The organism is Streptomyces sp. CA-249302 (assembly GCF_050936785.1).
In the GTDB taxonomy this organism is placed as follows: domain Bacteria; phylum Actinomycetota; class Actinomycetes; order Streptomycetales; family Streptomycetaceae; genus Streptomyces.
In genome coordinates this window covers 6,258,280-6,273,495 of record NZ_JBNJMG010000001.1, presented here as the reverse complement: position 1 = coordinate 6,273,495, position 15,216 = coordinate 6,258,280, and the positions used below count along the sequence as shown (strand labels likewise).

The window sequence follows — 15,216 nt, the reverse complement described above, 5'->3', positions numbered from 1 at the left end:
CCGACCCGTCGGCTGCCGCCCCACGCCCCGCGGCAGAAGCCACGTCACCAGCCGCAGCCGGACCCTCAGCCGTCGCCGTCCCATCGGTCGCAGCCGTACCGTCAGTCGCAACCGTTCCACCAACCACAGCCGTACCGTCAGCCGTAGCCGCCCCCTCAACCACAGCAGCGACACCCCCCGAAGCCGAAGCCGAAGTCAAAACCGAAGCCGAAGCCGACCCCGGCCCCTTCACCAGCCCGCTCTGCAGCGCCCCCACCGAAGCACGCCCGCCAGAGACCCCGTACCGCTCCCCCAGCGATTCCCGGGCGATCTTCTCCTGGAGTTTCAGGATCCCCTGGAGCAGGGCCTCGGGGCGTGGCGGGCAGCCCGGGACGTAGACGTCCACCGGGATGATCTGGTCGACGCCCTTGGTGACGGAGTACGAGTCCCAGTACGGGCCGCCGCAGTTGGAGCAGGCGCCGAAGCTGATGACGTATTTGGGTTCCGGCATCTGCTCGTACAGGCGCTTCACCGCGGGGGCCATCTTGTCCGTGACCGTGCCCGAGACCACCATCAGGTCCGCCTGGCGCGGGCCCGGGGCGAAGGGGATGACGCCGAGGCGGATGAAGTCGTGGCGGGCCATCGACGCGGCGATGAACTCGATCGCGCAGCAGGCGAGGCCGAAGTTGAAGACCCAGAGGGAGTAGCGGCGGCCCCAGTTGAGGATGACCTTCATCGGTTCCGGGGCCAGGCGGGCCAGGGCGCCCAGGCGTTTCGGTTCCGGCAGGAACACCGGCTGCGTCGGCTGCCCGTCCTCGGCACCCGGCTGCCCGTTGGTGTCTGGCGTCGTCACATCCATGCCAGAACGCCCTTCTTGTATGCGTACAGCAGGCCCACGGCCAGGAAGCCGAGGAAGATGAACATCTCGACCAGGGTCGTCGCGCCGTAGCCGGGGGCGGCGAAGACCGTGGCCCAGGGGAACAGGAAGATCGAGTCGACGGCGAAGACGACGTACAGGAAGGCGTAGACGTAGTAGCGGACCTGGGTGTGGGCCCAGCCCTCGCCGACCGGGTCGACCCCGCACTCGTACGTCAGGAGCTTCTCCGGGGTCGGGACCACCGGGCGGAGCAGGCGTCCCGCGCCGAAGGCGACCGCGACGAACAGCACGCCGACGACGACGAGCAGTCCGACGACCGAGTACGACCGGAAGTAGTCCGCCGCCACGACGACGGTCGATTCCCGCACGTCCGTCCCCTCACTCGCAGCTGATTCGACGATCTGTCCGTAGATCCCTATGCAGACGATCTGTACGCAGACGATCTGTACGCACGGGAGTCTAGGCCCTGATAAAGGGACGGTAAGCAGCCCGTCACCGCTTGAGATGTCGTCGATATACGAAGGTGGGGTTTTCCCCCGCAGACAGGGGCGGCCGACCTCATGGCGCGGGCGCCCGGCGCGCGGCACGCTAGCCCATATGACCGAACGACTCTCGCGCCCGACCAGAGCCCCGGAAGGGGACGGCGACCGGCTGCCGCCCGCCCGTTTCGCGTACGACCGCCACACCTGGAAGGAGATCGCGCACCTCCTGGCGAACCTTCCGCTGTCGCTGGTCGGGTTCGTGTACGTCGTGACGGTGCTGTTCACCGGCTTCTGGCTGACCGTCACAGTGATCGGTTTCCCGCTCCTCGCGGCCGGACTGATCGGCTCGCGGCTGCTGGGCCGGATGGAGCGGGCGCGGGCCCGGGCGCTGCTGGGCATGAAGATCGACGAGCCGAGCCGGCTGCCCGCCAGGCGCAACGCCGGCGGCTTCCTGCCGTGGCTGTGGATGACGCTGAAGGACTCGGTGGCCTGGCGGACGGTGTTGTACGACTTCATCCGGCTGCCCTGGGGCATCCTCACCTTCGTCATAACGCTGACCTCGCTGTTCGTGCTGTGGCCGGTGCTGCCGTTCATCGCCCGGGGTCTGGCCAACGCCGACCGGGCGATGGTGCGCGGGCTGCTGTCGCCGAGCGACGAGCTGGAGCGGCGGATCGCCGAACTGGAGTCGGACCGCGGGGTCGTGGTCGACACCGCCAACGCCGACCTGCGGCGCATCGAGCGCGATCTGCACGACGGCGCGCAGGCCCGGCTGGTCAATCTGGCGATGGGCCTGGGGCTCGCGAAGGAGAAGCTGCTGGAGGACCCCGACTCGGCGGCCGAGATGGTCGCCGAGGCGCACGGCGAGGTGAAGCTCGCGCTCCAGGAGCTGCGCGACCTGGCCCGCGGCATCCATCCCGCCGTACTCACCGATCGCGGCCTGGACGCCGCGCTCTCCTCGGTCGCCTCGCGCTGCACCGTGCCCGTGAAGGTGACGGTCGACCTCGTCGAACGGCCCGCCGCGGCCATCGAGGGGATCGCCTACTTCACCGTCTCCGAGCTGCTCCAGAACATCAGCAAGCACAGCGGGGCGAGGACCGCGTCCGTCGAGGTGTGGCGGGCCGACGAGCGGCTGCTCATCCAGGTCGAGGACGACGGCCGCGGGGGCGCGCGGCTCGACGGCGGTACGGGGATGCGGGGGCTGGCGGAGCGGCTGGACGCGGTCGACGGCCTGTTCGTACTCGATTCGCCGCAGGGCGGTCCGACGACCGTGACGGCGGAACTGCCCTGGCGGGACCGCGAGCCGGCTTAGAGGTCGGGCGCAGGTAGGGAAAACCCCCCTTCCAAGACGCCGACGGACTCCATGTTCCGCAGACCTGCGGCGGAGGAGTGTGGAGGTACGGCAGGACAGCCGGACGCACCCCGCGGGACGAGCGGACGAGTAGAAACGGACGACGCCGATGGCCACGGAATACGGGCAGGGCTACGGGCACGGGTACGACAGCGGGTTCGGGTCCCCCGAAGGGGCGCGGCGGCACCGGCTGCCCGCCGGGCTGCGGGCGCCGTTCGAGGCCCGCAGCTGGCGCGAGTTCGGATACGTCCTGCTCAGCCTGCCGATCGGCGTCATGCTCTTCACGTACGCCGTCACGATGGTCTCGCTCGGCGCGGGCCTGCTGGTGACGTTCCTCGGCATTCCGGTGCTGGCGGCGGGCCTGGCCGGCTGCCGGGGCTTCGCGGCGTTGGAGCGGGCGCGGGCGCGCGGCCTGCTGGACCTGGACGTGGCCGACCCCGAGCCGCTGCGGATGAAGAAGTCCGGCGTGATGGCCTGGATGGGCGCGGTCCTCAAGAGCGGCACGTCCTGGCGGACGCTGCTGTACGCGGTGCTCCAGTTCCCCTGGTCGGTGTTCTCGTTCGTGGTCGCGCTGAACTTCTGGGCGTACGGCTGGGCGCTGCTGACGTATCCGCTGTGGTTCTGGGTCTTTCCGGTGTACGCCGGTCAGGGCGGGATCCAGTTGTACGGCGACGGGCAGCACTCGATCTATCTGGACAACCCCTTCGAGATCACCGTGACGGCGCTGGTCGGGCTGTTGTTCACGCTGGCCACGCCGTGGATCGTGCGGGCGCTGACGATGGTGGACCGGCTGCTGGTGCACGGGCTGCTCGGGCCGACCCGGCTGTCGGCGCGGGTGGTGGAGCTGGAGTCGGACCGCGGGGTCGTGGTGGATACGGCCGCTGCGGACCTGCGGCGCATCGAGCGCGACCTGCACGACGGCGCGCAGGCCCGGCTGGTGGCGTTGGCCATGGATCTGGGGCTGGCGAAGGAGAAGCTGACCGAGGATCCGCAGGCGGCGGCGCGGATGGTGGACGAGGCGCACGGCGAGGTGAAGACGGCGCTTCAGGAGCTGCGGGATCTGGCGCGGGGCATCCATCCCGCCGTACTCACGGACCGCGGTCTGGACGCGGCGCTGTCCGCTGTCGCCTCGCGGTGCACCGTGCCGGTGCAGGTGGAGGTGGAGCTGGTGGAGCGGCCGGCGCCGGCGATCGAGGGGATCGCGTACTTCACCGTGTCAGAGCTGCTGCAGAACATCAGCAAGCACTCGCGGGCCACGTGGGCGGCGGTGGACGTGTGGCGGGTGGAGAGCCGGCTGATGGTCCAGGTCGTGGACAACGGGGTGGGCGGCGCGGATGCCTCCGGCGGGTCCGGGCTCGGGGGGCTCGCGGAGCGGCTCGACGCGGTCGACGGGATCCTGGTGGTGGACTCGCCGGTGGGTGGGCCCACGCGGGTGACGGCGGAGTTGCCCTGGCGGGGGGAGCGGGCGCTCGGCTGACCAAAGGGTTCTCGCCCCCGCCGCCCTTACCCGTCCCATCACCAGGGGCTTCTCACCAGGGGCTTCGCCCCTTCGACCCCACCAGGGGGCTCCGCCCCCTGGACCCCCGTCGGCCCTGAAGGGGCCTCGTCCTCAAACGCCGGACGGGCTGGAGATGACGGCCGGCGTCGAGACGGCACCCCATGCCCCGGCCGAAACCCGCCGTGCAGTGCACGTTTTCCCGTTGATTCACGTCGGCCCGGCGCAGGGCGATCCGAATGCTGGAATGCTGGACCACTGGCAGACGGAGTCGCGGGCTGGGGGGCCGGAGATCGTGGAGGACAGGGTGCGGGTGGTCATCGCCGAGGATTCAGTGCTGCTCAGGGAGGGGCTGACCCGGCTGTTGACCGACCGCGGGCACGAGGTCGTCGCCGGGGTCGGGGACGGAGAAGCGCTGATCAAGACCATCACCGAGCTGGACGGGCAGAACGAGCTGCCGGACGTCGTCGTCGCCGATGTGCGGATGCCGCCGACGCACACCGACGAGGGGGTGCGGGCCGCCGTACAACTGCGGAAGGCGCATCCGGGACTCGGTGTGCTCGTGCTGTCGCAGTACGTGGAGGAGCGTTACGCCACCGAACTGCTGGCCGGTTCCAGTCATGGCGTCGGGTACCTGCTCAAGGACCGGGTGGCCGAGGTCCGGGAGTTCGTGGACGCGGTGGTGCGGGTGGCCCGGGGCGGTACGGCCCTGGACCCGGAGGTGGTCGCGCAGCTACTCGGGCGCAGCCGCAAGCAGGACGTGCTGGCCGGGCTGACGCCCCGGGAACGGGAGGTTCTGGGGCTGATGGCCGAGGGGCGGACCAATTCGGCCGTCGCGCGGCAGCTCGTGGTCAGCGACGGTGCCGTCGAGAAGCACGTGAGCAACATCTTCCTGAAGCTCGGGCTGTCCCAGAGTGACGGGGATCACCGGCGTGTTCTCGCCGTCCTCACCTACCTGAACTCCTGACGGGCCGACACTGGGTCGGTAGCCGCACGATCCAGCCGTCGGTCAAGCGTCGATCCAGCGTCCGTCAGCCCTAGAACCGAACAATCGCGGGGAGCGTCTTCAAGGGAAGCGCCGGGGGGCGAGAAATCATGACAAGTCAGGGCGTCCAACCGTCTCAAAAGCGTGTCCATCATGCGAATGGCCAAGGGAAGGCGACCCTAACGGACGTAGGGTTGATTTTGGGACGGCCTGCGGGAAGGCGAGTCCCAGACAGCCGCCTCGAGGGAGGTCCAGTTCAGTGACCAGCCAGGTCAGCAGGACAGCGGAGCAGGCAGACACGGATCCGGACGACGGAGCCGTACTGGGAGAGCAGCGCAGGCCGGCCGGGACCAAGGACGTCCGCAGGCTGGACCGGGTCATCATCCGGTTCGCGGGAGACTCCGGTGACGGCATGCAGCTCACCGGCGACCGCTTCACCTCGGAGACGGCGTCCTTCGGAAACGACCTCTCCACCCTTCCCAACTTCCCCGCCGAGATCCGCGCACCCGCAGGCACCCTGCCGGGTGTTTCCAGCTTCCAGCTGCACTTCGCCGACCACGACATCCTCACGCCCGGCGACGCGCCGAACGTCCTGGTCGCCATGAATCCGGCGGCTCTCAAGGCCAACATCGGCGACCTGCCGCGCGGCGCGGAGATCATCGTCAACACGGACGAGTTCACCAAACGGGCGATGCAGAAGGTCGGCTACGCCGCCTCGCCCCTGGAGGACGGCTCGCTCGACGGCTACAGCCTCCATCCGGTGCCGCTGACGACGCTGACGGTCGAGGCGCTCAAGGACTTCGACCTCTCCCGCAAGGAGGCGGAGCGCAGCAAGAACATGTTCGCGCTCGGGCTGCTGAGCTGGATGTACCACCGGCCGACCGAGGGAACCGAGAAGTTCCTGCGGGCGAAGTTCGCCAAGAAACCCGAGATCGCCGAGGCCAACCTCGCCGCGTTCCGCGCGGGTTGGAACTTCGGCGAGACGACCGAGGACTTCGCGGTCTCGTACGAGATCGCCCCGGCGACGACCGCGTTCCCGCCCGGCCTCTACCGCAACATCTCCGGCAACCTGGCCCTGGCGTACGGCCTGATCGCCGCCTCCCGCCAGGCCGACCTGCCGCTGTTCCTGGGCTCGTACCCCATCACCCCCGCCTCCGACATCCTCCACGAACTGTCCAAGCACAAGAACTTCGGTGTACGGACCTTCCAGGCCGAGGACGAGATCGCGGGCATCGGCGCGGCCCTGGGCGCGGCCTTCGGCGGTGCGCTGGGGGTCACGACCACGTCCGGCCCCGGTGTGGCCCTGAAGTCGGAGACCATCGGGCTGGCGGTGTCCTTGGAGCTGCCGCTGCTCGTCATCGACATCCAGCGCGGCGGGCCCTCGACCGGTCTGCCGACCAAGACCGAGCAGGCCGACCTGCTACAGGCCATGTTCGGGCGCAACGGCGAGGCACCGGTCCCGATCATCGCCCCGTGCACCCCCGCCGACTGCTTCGACGCGGCGCTCGAGGCGGCGCGCATCGCGCTGACGTACCGCACGCCGGTGATGCTGCTCTCGGACGGCTATCTGGCCAACGGTTCCGAGCCCTGGCACATCCCGGAACTCGACGAACTCCCGGACCTGACCGTGCAGTTCGCACAGGGGCCGAACCACACGCTGGACGACGGCACCGAGGTCTTCTGGCCGTACAAACGCGACCCGCAGACCCTCGCCCGCCCGTGGGCCATCCCCGGCACGCCCGGTCTCGAACACCGCATCGGCGGCATCGAGAAGGAGGACGGCACGGGCAACATCTCGTACGCCCCCGCCAACCACGACTTCATGGTCCGCACCCGGCAGGCCAAGATCGACGGCATCGACGTACCGGATCTCGAGGTCGACGACCCGCACGAGGCGCGCACGCTGGTGCTCGGCTGGGGCTCGACGTACGGCCCGATCACCGCGGCGGTCCGCCGCCTCCGCACGGCCGGCGAGTCCATCGCGCAGGCGCACCTTCGTCACCTCAACCCATTCCCGCGGAATCTGGGTTCGGTGTTGGGGCGTTACGACAAGGTGGTGATCCCCGAGATGAACCTCGGGCAGCTCGCCACGCTGATCCGGGCGAAGTACCTGGTCGACGCCCACTCGTACAACCAGGTGAACGGCATGCCGTTCAAGGCTGAGCAGCTCGCCACGGCTCTCAAGGAGGCCATCGATGGCTGAGACGTCCACGGAAGGCACGGGCACGATCGAGGCGCTCACGCTCGTTCCCAAGGCCGAGGCCCGCCAGTCCATGAAGGACTTCAAGTCCGATCAGGAAGTGCGCTGGTGCCCCGGCTGCGGTGACTACGCGATCCTGGCGGCCGTCCAGGGCTTCATGCCGGAGCTCGGCCTGGCCAAGGAGAACATCGTCTTCGTCTCGGGCATCGGCTGTTCGTCCCGCTTCCCGTACTACATGAACACGTACGGCATGCACTCCATCCACGGCCGCGCGCCCGCCATCGCGACGGGCCTGGCTTCCTCGCGCAGGGACCTGTCGGTGTGGGTGGTGACGGGCGACGGCGACGCGCTGTCGATCGGCGGCAACCACCTCATCCACGCCCTGCGCCGCAACGTCAACCTGAAGATCCTCCTCTTCAACAACCGCATCTACGGCCTGACCAAGGGCCAGTACTCCCCGACCTCCGAGGTCGGCAAGATCACCAAGTCGACACCGATGGGCTCGCTGGACGCGCCCTTCAACCCGGTGTCCCTGGCCATCGGCGCGGAAGCGTCCTTCGTCGCCCGCACGATCGACTCCGACCGCAAGCACCTCACGTCGGTCCTGCGGGAGGCCGCCGCCCACCCGGGCACGGCGCTGATCGAGATCTACCAGAACTGCAACATCTTCAACGACGGTGCCTTCGACGCGCTGAAGGACAAGCAGCAGGCGGAGGAGGCGGTGATCCGCCTGGAGCACGGTCAGCCGATCCGCTTCGGCGCGGACGGCTCTCGGGGCGTGGTCCGGGATGTGGTCACCGGTGACCTGAAGGTGGTCGACGTGACGCCGGACAACGAGTCTCAGATCCTGGTCCACGACGCCCACTCCGCGTCCCCGACCACCGCCTTCGCCCTCTCCCGCCTCGCCGACCCGGACACCCTGCACCACACGCCGATCGGTGTGCTTCGGTCCGTGGACCGGCCGGTGTACGACACCCAGATGTCGGACCAGCTCGACCAGGCCATCGAGCAGAACGGCAAGGGTGATCTGGCGGCGTTGTTGGCGGGTGGGGATACCTGGACGGTTGTGGGCTGACCGTCGTAGTGCTCGCGAGGGCCTGGGTGCATACGGCGCCCAGGCCCTCGCCGTTGTCATGCGTCGGGGATGTCCTTCTTGGCGCGGATGAGGGTGTCGCGGGTGATCACGACGATGCGCTCGTAGTCGGCTCGGCCGGCGTCCGGCGGGAGGAGGGGGTCGAGGTCGGCGGTGGCGTCGGTGCCGATGACGGCGAAGTTGCCGTCGGTGAGTTCGAAGAGATCGGGGCAGGTCTCCCCCGAGTAGCTTCCCCTCTTGCGAGGCGGGTCTCCTAGTCGGCGGGTGATGCGGACGGCCGAGAACTCACTGCGCAACGGAGCGGTCCCCTTTCGCTCGGGGGCGGGAAGCCCCACTCCTGAGGCGAAGGCCCTATAACGAGCGAAACACCCCGGGGTCACGGTGACCCCGGAAGATTCTTGACCGTACTGGTCCCAGCTATGCCTGCGAAGTGTCCGGATCGATCAGTCGGAGGGGGTTTCCGGGGTCCGTTCCGAAGCACTCGAGGGCGCGCGTCCCGTCCCATGCCCGGGCGTGTGCTCGGGTGCGGGGACGGGCGTGGGTCCCACGACCCACCATTCGTCCGGATCGTCCGCGAGTTCCTCGACGATGACGTCGACGACCCGTCCGACGCGCGCCTCCAGAGACTCGTCCGGAAGGCTCCTGCGGTGCTCCCCCGTGCGCCTCCAGTACTCCGCGAAGACGGGGTTGCGGGCCAGGACCCGTACGGTCCCGATCAGCTCGTCCCAGTCGAGGGCACCCACCCGGTGCGCGAGCAGCGTGGTCCCGAACTGGCGGTTGACGAACAGCATCTGGCGCCGCTGTCCGGCCGAGACGTCGTCCAATGTGCTCAGGGCCGCCGCGAGCGCCGGATCATCGATCGCCCGCTCCAAATGGTCCGCGTTGAGGCGGTAATGCTGGATCAGGTTGGCGTGGTGGATCTCCCGCACCATGCGGTCCATCTGCTCGGCGATAGCGGTGAGCTTGCCGAGGAGTTCCAGCATGAGTTCTTCCTGACGCCGGCGACGGCCGTCACGCCCCAAGGGCATCCGCATCAGGACAAGCCCCGCGAGTACCGCGGAGCCGATCCTGCGCACAGCCGGAGTCAGTGTGGCCATGTCAAGCTGTCCCCCCGCATCCGGTGGCCGTCTTCACTGGGCGGTAACCACCCCGCATCCAGCGTGCCCACAGCACCAGGCGGCGCGGGAGGCGGAGAGGGGGCGCACGGAAGGACGAGGAGCTTACGTCGACCGTCACCCTGTTCTACGTGTGCCCCGCAGGCGCGGTCCGCATTCGCGCGACCGCCCCGACCGAGGGCGTCAGCCCTGCTCAGCCCCCGCCTTCCGGACGTCGTACCCCTCCCGCGCCTCCAGCACCGCCCCCATCCGCTTCTGTGTCCACTCCGCCAGCCCCCGCACCTGCTCCGCCGCCTCTCGGCCGAGTTCCGTGAGGGAGTAGTCCACTCGCGGTGGGATCACCGGCTTGGCGTCGCGGTGGACGAGGCCGTCGCGTTCCAGGGTCTGGAGGGTCTGGGTGAGCATTTTCTCGCTCACCCGTCCGATCGCCCGGCGCAGTTCGCTGAAGCGGTACGGGCGGTCCAGGAGCTCGATCAGGACCAGGACACCCCAGCGGCTGGTGACGTGTTCGAGGACCAGGCGGTACGGGCACATCACCTCGCCCGTGTCGTACTTGGCGAGGGGAGCCGCCACCTCATCGCTCAGTCCACTTACTGCCATGTCAGTACCTTACTTCAAAGTGGGTACTTTCGCAGAGTTAGCGCACGCCCTAGGGTTAGTGCCATCCGCACCCCACAAGGAGATCGCAGACCATGAGCATCGTCGTCACCGGAGCCACCGGAAACCTCGGCCGTCACGTCGTCGAGCAGCTGCTGGAGAAGGTTCCGGCGGAGCAGATCACGGCCGTCGTACGGGACGAGGCGAAGGGCGCCGACTTCGCCGCGCGCGGCGTCAAGCTCGCCGTCGCCGACTACAACACCCCCGAGACCTTCGGCACCCTCTTCGCCGCCGGCGACAAGGTGCTGCTCATCTCGGGCAACGAGTTCGACAAGGGCCGGGTCGGCCAGCACAAGGTCGTCATAGAGGCCGCCAAGGCGGCGGGTGTCGCGCTGCTCGCCTACACCAGCGCCCCCGGCAGCCTGACCGCCGCCCTCGCCGACGACCACCGCGGCACCGAGGCGGCCCTGCTCGCCTCCGGCCTGCCCTACGCCCTGCTGCGCAACGGCTGGTACCACGAGAACTACACCGAGAACCTGGCCCCCGCCCTGGAGCACGGCGCCGTCGTCCAGGCCGCCGGCGACGGCCGCGTCTCCTCCGCCTCGCGCGCCGACTACGCGGCCGCCGCGGTCGCCGTACTGACCGGCGAGGGCCACGAGAACAAGACGTACGAGCTGGGCGGCGACGAGGCATGGAGCTTCGCCGAGTACGCGGCCGAGCTGAGCAAGCAGACCGGCAAGGAGATCGCCTACAGCCCCGTCTCCGTCGAGGCGTTCACCGGCATCCTGGCCGGCGCCGGGCTGCCCGGGCCGCTCGCCGCCGTCCTCGCGGGCGTCGACGCCTCCATCGAGAAGGGCGAGCTCGTCGTCTCCAGCGGCGACCTGTCCCGCCTGACCGGCCGGCCGACCACGCCGCTCGCCGACGCGATCACCGCGGCCGTAAAGGCCTGACCAGCGAAGACGGCGGCGGACTGAGCTCCACCGCCGGGTTCCGGACCGTCACCCCCGCCTGTCATGACCGTATGGCGATACGGGCATGACAGGCGGGGGTGCTCGGCGTTACCTTCATGCCTGCACGCTTGTGCGACCAGGCGCGAAGAGGCGAGACGGAGGTGCCCGTGACCGGGGAGTCGAAGGGTGAGCGGCGAATAGGTCTGCTGAACGGCTTCGCGGCTTACGGGATGTGGGGGCTGGTCCCGCTCTTCTGGCCGCTGCTCAAGCCGGCCGGAGCGATCGAGATCCTCGCCCATCGCATGGTCTGGTCGCTCGTCTTCGTGGGCGTCGCGCTGCTCTTCGTACGGCGCTGGGCCTGGGCCGGCGAGCTGCTGCGGCAGCCGCGGCGGCTGGCGCTGGTCGCGGTGGCGGCGACCGTCATCAGCATCAACTGGGGCGTCTACATCTGGTCCGTGAACAACGGGCACGTGGTCGAGGCCTCGCTCGGGTACTTCATCAATCCGCTGGTCACCATCGCCATGGGCGTGCTGCTCCTGAAGGAACGGCTGCGGCCCGTGCAGTGGGCCGCGGTGGGGATCGGGTTCGCCGCGGTGATCGTGCTGACCGTCGGATACGGGCAGCCGCCGTGGATCTCCCTCGTGCTCGCCTTCTCCTTCGCCACGTACGGGCTGGTGAAGAAGAAGGTCAATCTCGGCGGGGTCGAGTCGCTGGCCGCGGAGACGGCGATCCAGTTCCTGCCCGCCCTCGGGTATCTGGTGTGGCTCGACTCGCGGGGTGACCTGACCTTCGCGACCGAGGGGACGGGGCATGCGCTGCTGCTCGCGGCGACCGGTGTGGTGACCGCACTGCCGCTGGTGTGCTTCGGGGCGGCGGCGATTCGGGTGCCGTTGTCGACGCTGGGGTTGTTGCAGTATCTGGCGCCGGTGTTCCAGTTCATGCTGGGCGTTCTGTACTTCCACGAGGCGATGCCGGCCGAGCGGTGGGCCGGGTTCGCGCTGGTGTGGGCGGCACTGTGTCTGCTGACCTTCGACGCGTGGCGCGCGGCGCGGGGGGCTGGGCGACGGCTTGAGGTGCCGCGTGCCGATGTGGCGGCGTCGGCCGCGGTGGACGTGTGACCGGCGGCCCGGGGTGGGTTGTTCCGGTATACGAACTCGCTGTCCTGATACCGCTCTTGACGGCTGCTTGGTAAAGGCTTCACCATCCGGGGATCCAATTCACTCCAAACAACTCCAAGGAATTCGGAGCCCCCCACATGAAGTTCTCCGTTTCCGGGCGTACGGCGGCTGCCGGTGCCGTATCGACTGTCATGCTCCTGACCGGCGGATCCATAGCCGGCGCGGCCCCCGCGCACCCCGTGGCGGCCGCGGCGCCCGACATCTCCGTGGCGAACGTCAAGGCCCACCTGACCCAGTTGCAGTCCATCGCCACCGCCAACGGCGGCAACCGCGCGCACGGCCGGGCCGGCTACAAGGCCTCGCTCGACTATGTGAAGGCCAAGCTGGACGCGGCCGGATTCACCACCACGGTCCAGCAGTTCACCTCCTCCGGCCGCACCGGCTACAACCTCGTCGCCGACTGGCCGGGCGGGAACACCGACCAGGTCGTCATGGCCGGCTCCCACCTGGACAGCGTCACGGCCGGCCCCGGCATCAACGACAACGGCTCCGGCTCGGCCGCGATCCTGGAGACCGCGCTCGCCGTGTCCCGGGCCGGCTACCAGCCCACCAAGCACCTGCGGTTCGCCTGGTGGGGCGCGGAGGAGCTGGGGATGGTCGGCTCCCGCTACTACGTCAACAGCCTCTCCACCGCGAACCGTTCGAAGATCAGCGGCTATCTGAACTTCGACATGATCGGCTCGCCCAACCCCGGCTACTTCGTCTACGACGACGACCCGGCGATCGAGAAGACCTTCAAGGACTACTACGCCGGACTCGGCGTCGCCACGGAGATCGAGACCGAGGGCGACGGCCGCTCCGACCACGCACCGTTCAAGAGCGCGGGCGTGCCCGTGGGCGGGCTGTTCAGCGGCGCCGACTACGTCAAGACGGCGGCGCAGGCGAGCAAGTGGGGCGGCACGTCCGGCAAGGCGTTCGACGCCTGCTACCACTCGGCCTGCGACACGGCGTCGAACATCAACGACACGGCTCTGGACCGCAACAGCGACGCGATCGCGTACGCGGTGTGGGAGCTGTCGGAGTAGCGGCCACCCCCTCCTGGTCGACCATCGACCATCGACCATCGACCGTCGATCGTCGACTGCCGGGCTATTGGGCCGACTTGCGGGCGCGTTCCGTGAGTCGGTCCATGCGGGCTCGGGCCGTGTCCAGCCGTTCGACGTCCTCGGCGGCCGGGCCGCCCTCGTTGGTGAGTTCGGTCCACAGATCGATCAGGTCGCGGCCCAGCTCCAGGCCCTGGCGGGGGTCGCGCACGGCACGCCAGGCGGAGGCCGCGCTCTGGATGTTGCCGTAGGCCGCCTCGGGATCGCCGGTACGGCGGTGGATGCGGGCGAGGTCGAGCGAGAGCCGGAAGGCGCGGACCGGTTCCCCGGCCAAGTAGGCGATGTAGGCGCTGAGTTCACGCAGCCGCAGTACCTCTGGGTGCTCGGTCCCGAGCACGGCCATCGCCTCCGCGACGGTACGTTCGGCCACCCCGGCCGCCTCGTCTATCCGCCCCGCCTTCACGGCCTCGTTGATCCGCCCCATGGGCTCCGCGAGGAACCCGGGCCCGGTCGGCGGATCGTCCCCGAGCACGGCCTCGGCGACGGCGTCGAAACCGCGGGCGGGGGTGTGCTTGGGGTCGGGTTCGGGCTCGGTGGGGAACGCGAGGAGGGAAGGAGAGGAGGAGGACGGGGACGAAGACGAGGGGGTGGAGGACGTGGAGTGATGGGTGGTGGTCTCGGGGCGGAGGGTGGTGGCCTGGGGGCGGAGGGTGGATGCGGGGATGGGTCCGGCGGTGGATTCGAGCGCGGCTGCCGGCCGGAGAGCGTCGGGTGCGGGTGGGAGCGGGTGCGGCGCGGGCTCGTGTGTACGGCGGTCGACCGCCGGGCCGGCTTCCAGTGCCGGCCGCTGCGGTACGGCGTCCATCACCGGCGGCGGCCCGAACACGCCCTGCGGCGGCGCGACCGTACCGGGGGCCCGGTCCTGGACGGGCTCCGGCAGGGCCCGCAGCGGAAACGTCGGCACGTTCTCCCCGAGCGGCTGCGGCTCGGACACCGCCCGCAACGGGAACGTGGACGCACTGTCCCGCACCGGCTCCACAACCGACCGCATGACACGCGTGGGCTTGTCACCCGGCGGCGCGTCCTCGGGCTCGGACTGCGGGGAGGGCACGGGCCTGGACTGCGGCGCATCTTCAGGCTCTGGCTGCGGCGCGGGCACTGCCCCGGACTGCGGCGCGTCCTCGGGCTCGGAGTGAGGCGTGGGCACGGGCCCGGACTGTGGCGCGTCTTCAGGCTGCGGCGTGGGCACGAGCTCGGACTGGCGCGCGTCCGCGGGCCCGGACTGCGGCGCGTCCTCGGGCTCGGACTGCGGCGAGAGTTGGGGCTGCCGGGCTTCGGGCCGCGGAATCTCCGCGGGCGCCGACGCGGCGGGCAGGGCGGGCGGCGCAGGGGGTGGCGCGTGCAACGCAGGGCTTGACGCGGGCGCGGGCGGCGCAGGACTTGGCGCCGGCGTGGCAGGCGGTGGCGATGCCTCGCCGCGGGCGGGCTCGCCCGGGATCTCCGTCCGCTCCCCCGGCGGAGCCATCCGCACGGGGTCCCCCGCGAAGGAGCTCGCCCCGTCCGCGGCCACCTCCAGCGGTACGACGTAACCGATCCGTTCGTCGTGGATCATCGCCCGTACGGGGTGTCCCGTCGCGACGGCGATGCGGTGGAGGTGGTTCAGCACCGTCTGCTGGATCTCCTCGCCGGGGACCGCCGGGACGGGCACGCCACCCACCGTCGCGCCGCCCGCGCCCGGTCCGTCAGCGAGGACGCGGACGTCGATCGGCGCGGCCACGAGCGCCGCCGGCTGTGCGGCGGGCTGCTGTTCCCGCTTCTTCTCGCGGCTGAGTCGAGACATCGCTTCCCTCACTCGGATGCGTCGGCTGTGGAGC

13 protein-coding genes and 1 pseudogene are annotated in these 15,216 nt (G+C 69.9%); 8 read left to right on the top strand and 6 right to left on the bottom strand.

Annotation, left to right across the window (positions count from 1 at the left end; translation table 11 throughout):
* Nucleotides 1-178: 178 nt before the first annotated feature.
* Together ACQEWB_RS28330 and ACQEWB_RS28325 are read right to left on the bottom strand one after the other, a co-directional pair.
* A pseudogene (locus tag ACQEWB_RS28330) lies at nt 179-838 on the bottom strand (NADH-quinone oxidoreductase subunit B); the annotation flags it as partial.
* A complete protein-coding gene (locus ACQEWB_RS28325) occupies nt 829-1,224 on the bottom strand; it encodes an NADH-quinone oxidoreductase subunit A (protein ID WP_432835800.1) in 396 nt (131 codons plus the stop codon). The gene ACQEWB_RS28325 and the pseudogene ACQEWB_RS28330, both read right to left, overlap by 10 nt.
* Nucleotides 1,225-1,453: 229 nt before the next feature.
* Here ACQEWB_RS28325 and ACQEWB_RS28320 point away from each other — a divergent pair, with 229 nt between their 5' ends.
* From ACQEWB_RS28320 to ACQEWB_RS28300, 5 genes are all read left to right on the top strand, one after another.
* Nucleotides 1,454-2,647 (top strand): sensor histidine kinase, encoded by a 1,194-nt coding sequence (locus ACQEWB_RS28320; protein ID WP_432835798.1) that lies wholly within the window; start codon nt 1,454-1,456, stop codon nt 2,645-2,647.
* Between the two features lie 148 nt (nt 2,648-2,795).
* Complete coding sequence (locus ACQEWB_RS28315; RefSeq protein ID WP_432835796.1) at nt 2,796-4,163, top strand: sensor histidine kinase; 1,368 nt, start codon at nt 2,796-2,798, stop codon at nt 4,161-4,163.
* 325 nt (nt 4,164-4,488) lie between these two features.
* Nucleotides 4,489-5,148, top strand: a complete 660-nt coding sequence (locus tag ACQEWB_RS28310) for a response regulator (protein ID WP_432844050.1) — start codon at nt 4,489-4,491, stop codon at nt 5,146-5,148.
* A 277-nt stretch (nt 5,149-5,425) separates the two neighbouring features.
* The gene (locus ACQEWB_RS28305; protein WP_432835794.1) at nt 5,426-7,369 is read left to right on the top strand and encodes a 2-oxoacid:acceptor oxidoreductase subunit alpha; all 1,944 of its coding nucleotides are present in this window, start codon (nt 5,426-5,428) and stop codon (nt 7,367-7,369) included.
* Nucleotides 7,362-8,441, top strand: coding sequence for a 2-oxoacid:ferredoxin oxidoreductase subunit beta (locus ACQEWB_RS28300; protein WP_432835792.1), 1,080 nt, complete (start codon nt 7,362-7,364; stop codon nt 8,439-8,441). Before ACQEWB_RS28305 ends, ACQEWB_RS28300 begins: the two co-directional genes overlap by 8 nt.
* A 56-nt stretch (nt 8,442-8,497) precedes the next feature.
* On the opposite strand, the gene ACQEWB_RS28295 is transcribed toward ACQEWB_RS28300, so the two are convergent.
* The 3 genes from ACQEWB_RS28295 to ACQEWB_RS28285 form a co-directional block, all read right to left on the bottom strand.
* Nucleotides 8,498-8,755, bottom strand: a complete 258-nt coding sequence (locus ACQEWB_RS28295) for a hypothetical protein (RefSeq protein ID WP_432835789.1) — start codon at nt 8,753-8,755, stop codon at nt 8,498-8,500.
* Nucleotides 8,756-8,902: 147 nt separating this feature from the next.
* On the bottom strand, nt 8,903-9,556 hold the full coding sequence (locus tag ACQEWB_RS28290; RefSeq protein WP_432835787.1) for a DUF6082 family protein: 654 nt from the start codon (nt 9,554-9,556) through the stop codon (nt 8,903-8,905).
* Nucleotides 9,557-9,757: 201 nt separating this feature from the next.
* Nucleotides 9,758-10,174 carry a winged helix-turn-helix transcriptional regulator gene (locus ACQEWB_RS28285; RefSeq protein ID WP_432835785.1) on the bottom strand — a complete coding sequence of 139 codons (417 nt, stop codon included), beginning with the start codon at nt 10,172-10,174 and terminating at the stop codon, nt 9,758-9,760.
* A gap of 92 nt (nt 10,175-10,266) precedes the next feature.
* On the opposite strand from ACQEWB_RS28285, the gene ACQEWB_RS28280 reads away from it, so the two are divergent.
* The 3 genes from ACQEWB_RS28280 (at nt 10,267) to ACQEWB_RS28270 (ending at nt 13,324) form a co-directional block, all read left to right on the top strand.
* The gene (locus ACQEWB_RS28280) at nt 10,267-11,121 is read left to right on the top strand and encodes an SDR family oxidoreductase (protein WP_432835783.1); all 855 of its coding nucleotides are present in this window, start codon (nt 10,267-10,269) and stop codon (nt 11,119-11,121) included.
* Nucleotides 11,122-11,288: 167 nt separating this feature from the next.
* Nucleotides 11,289-12,239 carry an EamA family transporter RarD gene (gene rarD / locus ACQEWB_RS28275; protein ID WP_432835781.1) on the top strand — a complete coding sequence of 317 codons (951 nt, stop codon included), beginning with the start codon at nt 11,289-11,291 and terminating at the stop codon, nt 12,237-12,239.
* 137 nt (nt 12,240-12,376) lie between these two features.
* The gene (locus ACQEWB_RS28270; protein ID WP_432835779.1) at nt 12,377-13,324 is read left to right on the top strand and encodes a M28 family metallopeptidase; all 948 of its coding nucleotides are present in this window, start codon (nt 12,377-12,379) and stop codon (nt 13,322-13,324) included.
* Between the two features lie 64 nt (nt 13,325-13,388).
* Here the strand turns inward: ACQEWB_RS28270 and ACQEWB_RS28265 are convergent, their stop codons facing one another.
* Complete coding sequence (locus ACQEWB_RS28265; RefSeq protein WP_432835777.1) at nt 13,389-15,182, bottom strand: tetratricopeptide repeat protein; 1,794 nt, start codon at nt 15,180-15,182, stop codon at nt 13,389-13,391.
* Nucleotides 15,183-15,216: the final 34 nt, after the last annotated feature.

What these genes read in the sequence shown, in the direction of transcription:
- ACQEWB_RS28320 (WP_432835798.1), top strand. Translation starts at nt 1,454, where the DNA reads ATGACCGAACGACTCTCGCGCCCGACCAGAGCCCCGGAAGGGGACGGC.
- ACQEWB_RS28315 (WP_432835796.1), top strand. Translation starts at nt 2,796, where the DNA reads ATGGCCACGGAATACGGGCAGGGCTACGGGCACGGGTACGACAGCGGG.
- ACQEWB_RS28300 (WP_432835792.1), top strand. Translation starts at nt 7,362, where the DNA reads ATGGCTGAGACGTCCACGGAAGGCACGGGCACGATCGAGGCGCTCACG.
- ACQEWB_RS28290 (WP_432835787.1), bottom strand. Translation starts at nt 9,556, where the DNA reads ATGGCCACACTGACTCCGGCTGTGCGCAGGATCGGCTCCGCGGTACTC.
- ACQEWB_RS28285 (WP_432835785.1), bottom strand. Translation starts at nt 10,174, where the DNA reads ATGGCAGTAAGTGGACTGAGCGATGAGGTGGCGGCTCCCCTCGCCAAG.
- ACQEWB_RS28280 (WP_432835783.1), top strand. Translation starts at nt 10,267, where the DNA reads ATGAGCATCGTCGTCACCGGAGCCACCGGAAACCTCGGCCGTCACGTC.
- ACQEWB_RS28270 (WP_432835779.1), top strand. Translation starts at nt 12,377, where the DNA reads ATGAAGTTCTCCGTTTCCGGGCGTACGGCGGCTGCCGGTGCCGTATCG.
- ACQEWB_RS28265 (WP_432835777.1), bottom strand. Translation starts at nt 15,182, where the DNA reads ATGTCTCGACTCAGCCGCGAGAAGAAGCGGGAACAGCAGCCCGCCGCA.